Source organism: Pseudomonas sp., from assembly GCF_026224925.1.
GTDB lineage: Bacteria > Pseudomonadota > Gammaproteobacteria > Pseudomonadales > Pseudomonadaceae > Aquipseudomonas.
In genome coordinates this window covers 1-2,979 of the sequence record NZ_JAMFRV010000596.1, presented here as the reverse complement: position 1 = coordinate 2,979, position 2,979 = coordinate 1, and the positions used below count along the sequence as shown (strand labels likewise).

The 2,979-nt window shown below is 57.9% G+C and carries 3 protein-coding genes; 1 reads left to right on the top strand and 2 read right to left on the bottom strand.

The features are described 5' to 3' along the window. The coding region (locus M0974_RS24805; protein ID WP_297843254.1) for a helix-turn-helix transcriptional regulator at window positions 1-536 on the bottom strand (536 nt) is incomplete at its 3' end. Window positions 537-899: 363 nt separating this feature from the next. On the opposite strand from M0974_RS24805, the gene M0974_RS24800 reads away from it, so the two are divergent. Further along, window positions 900-2,774, top strand: coding sequence for an MFS transporter (locus M0974_RS24800; RefSeq protein ID WP_297843251.1), 1,875 nt, complete (start codon window positions 900-902; stop codon window positions 2,772-2,774). Between the two features lie 22 nt (window positions 2,775-2,796). Here M0974_RS24800 and M0974_RS24795 read toward each other — a convergent pair. Continuing rightward, window positions 2,797-2,979: hypothetical protein (locus M0974_RS24795; protein ID WP_297843248.1), on the bottom strand; the 183-nt coding region annotated here is incomplete at its 5' end.

The following is a 2,979-nucleotide window of genomic DNA, read 5'->3' as shown; positions in this document are numbered from 1 at the left end:
CGGTGGTTGAACGTCAGCATCGCTGTTGTGTCGACGTTGATACCCCCTGGCCCGAGGATTTCGTACAAATCGGCAAGCATGTCGGTGTTGTCTGCCAGTGTCAGCGGGCTGTCAGCCAGCTCAAGCTCGGATTGCAGGATCTTCATGGCGGTATTGAGTCGCTGTGAATCCACGCCGCTGTTGTCATGCGCCGGCAGAATGCTGACCGAAGCCGTGCCGAGACGAGGCCTCGGCCGCTGTGGCGAGACGACTTCGGCACTGTACTGTTCGTCCGGCGTGCTGTTTGAAGGATCGGACTGGATGGCGCCTTCACCGGCGACTAACCAGACCAGCGAGATACCGAGGGTCTTGGCCAAGGTTACGCAACGTGCGCGGGAAGGGTCGGTATTGCCGTCCCGCCAGCTGCGCACCACGCCTTCCGAGAAGCCGCACATCCGGGCTATTTCAGTGGCGCTACCAACCCGCTGGATCAGCAGCTTGATGCGATCTGAAAAAGTCCCGGCTGGAGTGGAGATATAGGATGGCTGCATATTCATAATATTGGCCGTGACGCGTTGTGTAAGAGATTGCGAATACAAGAGTTGACGCCCTGATGCGCAGGATCCATCCCAAATCATCTTGGTATAGCGATTCTGCATCGCTATGGACAAGATATTTTTCTAAATTTCACTTCCAATACAGATATTTACACATCTTTACTCAGATGCATGCCACTGGGTGCTATTCGCGCTCAGAGCCTTGAGTCTTTTCAAAAAGCTCATCCCTTTCTGCAGGATTATGTGGCGCATGATGGATTTGAAGCTACGCGCATTTTCTTTCTTGGGAGTTTCGTAAGCTAATCTCTCGCAACGCGCCAGCGTGAGCCCGGTTGACAGGCCGTAGCCAACTCAAGGAACGACATGAGCCAATTCGCACTGCTGGGCAAACGCCGATTTGCGCCCTTTTTCTGGACTCAGGCGCTTGGCGCATTCAACGACAATGTGTTTCGCAATGCGCTGGTGATGCTGGTGGCATTCCAGATGGGGCTGGATGACCACACGGTATCGCTCTACACCAATCTGGCGCCGGCGCTTTTCATCATCCCGTTCTTTCTTTTTTCGGCCACTGCCGGGCAGTTGGCCGAGAAGTTTGAGAAGACCCGAATCATCCGCTACGTCAAATTGTTCGAAATTGCTGCAATGCTGCTGGCGGCCATCGGCTTCTATAAGCACAACACGACGCTGCTGCTGGTGGTGCTGTTCCTGATGGGTATGCACTCGACCACCTTCGGGCCGATCAAGTACGCCATCCTGCCGCAGGCGTTGAAACCTGGAGAGCTGGTCGGTGGTAACGGTCTGATCGAGATGGGCACGCAGTTGGCCGTGCTGATCGGGCTGATCGTCGGCAGCGCGCTGATGCAAATTGCAGGCATTGGCACCGTGTTGGCCGGAGCCGTAACGATCACCGTAGCCATCGTTGGCTATCTTGCCAGTCGCAGCATTCCGGTCGCGCCACCGACGGCGCCGGAGTTGAAGTTCAACTGGAATCCGTTTACCGAAACGGCACGTGTGCTGGGTATCACCAGGCAGGATCGCGGCGTGTTCAACGCCGTGCTCGGTATTTCCTGGTTCTGGTTTTTCGGTACGGTGCTTGTTGCGCAGCTGCCGAGCTATACCAAGCTGAATCTGGGCGGCGACGGCTCGGTCAACATCTTGGGGTTGACTCTTTTCTCGATCGGCACCGGCATTGGTTCGCTGTTGTGCGAAAAAATGTCCGGCCGGCGCGTGGAAGTGGGATTGGTACCGCTTGGTGCGTTCGGGCTAACGGCGTTTGGTATCGACCTGTTTTTCGCGCGCTCGGGTCTGGCGCCGACACAGGGGCTGAACTGGTTGGCGTTTTTGCGTGCCGCTGGCAGCTGGCGCATCGCGATGGACCTGACTTTGATCGGTGTCTTCGCGGGTTTTTATGTAGTGCCGCTGTTCGCATTCATCCAGAGCCGCACGCCGCGCGACCGGTTATCACGGGTGATTGCCGGCAACAACATTCTCAATGCGTTGTTTATCGTCTGCGCGGCCGGGTTTGGCTTGGGCCTGAGTGCGCTGGGGTTCGGCATACCGCAAATCTTTCTCGCCATCGCGGTGTTGAATGCGCTGGTGGCGCTGTACATCTTCACCCTGGTACCCGAGTTCGTGATGCGCTTTATCACCTGGGTACTGGTGAACACCTTGTATCGCGTGCGCGTTGATGGAACACAAAACATTCCCGAGGAAGGTGCCGTACTGCTGGTGTGTAACCACGTCAGCTTTATGGATCCGCTGCTGTTGATGGCCAATCTGCGACGGCCAGCGCGCTTCGTGATGTATTACAAGATCTTCAACATCCCACTGTTGCGATTTGTCTTTCGTACGGCGAAGGCAATCCCGATTGCCGGGCACAAGGAGGACCCGACATTGTTAGAGCAGGCCTACGACGCGATCGATGAAGCGCTGGCCGATGGTGAGGTGGTCTGCCTGTTCCCCGAAGGCGCGCTGACGCGTGATGGCCAGGTCGCAACGTTTCGCACCGGCGTGGAAAAAATCCTGGCACGACGGCCCGTGCCGGTGGTGCCGATGGCGCTGCGTGGACTATGGGGCAGTGTCTGGAGCAAGCGCGATTCGATGCTGCATCGCTCGCGCTTGCCGCGGCGTTTCCGTGCACGCGTGGAGTTGGTGATCGACCCCGCAATCGCACCTGAAAAGGTGACGGCCGGGGCACTGGAGGCGCGGGTCAGCGAGCTGCGCGGAACGATGGCCTAGTGCGGCATCGGTTGATCCGGGATCAGCTAAGCCAGCCGCCAATCACGATCAACGCCGCTGCACTCAGCCAAGCCAGCAACGCTCGCAGCAGGGCACCGCGCAGGCGCAGTAGCTCGGTCAACGGTTCGCTGCGCTCCTCGAAGTAACCATCGCCGGCTTCGATATCGCTGAGGATGTCGGCCTGCGCCGCTGCGCCAAGAAAGCT

Bases quoted from the DNA above. Each gene is read 5' to 3' on its own strand.
- M0974_RS24800 (WP_297843251.1), top strand. From the start codon at position 900: ATGAGCCAATTCGCACTGCTGGGCAAACGCCGATTTGCGCCCTTTTTC.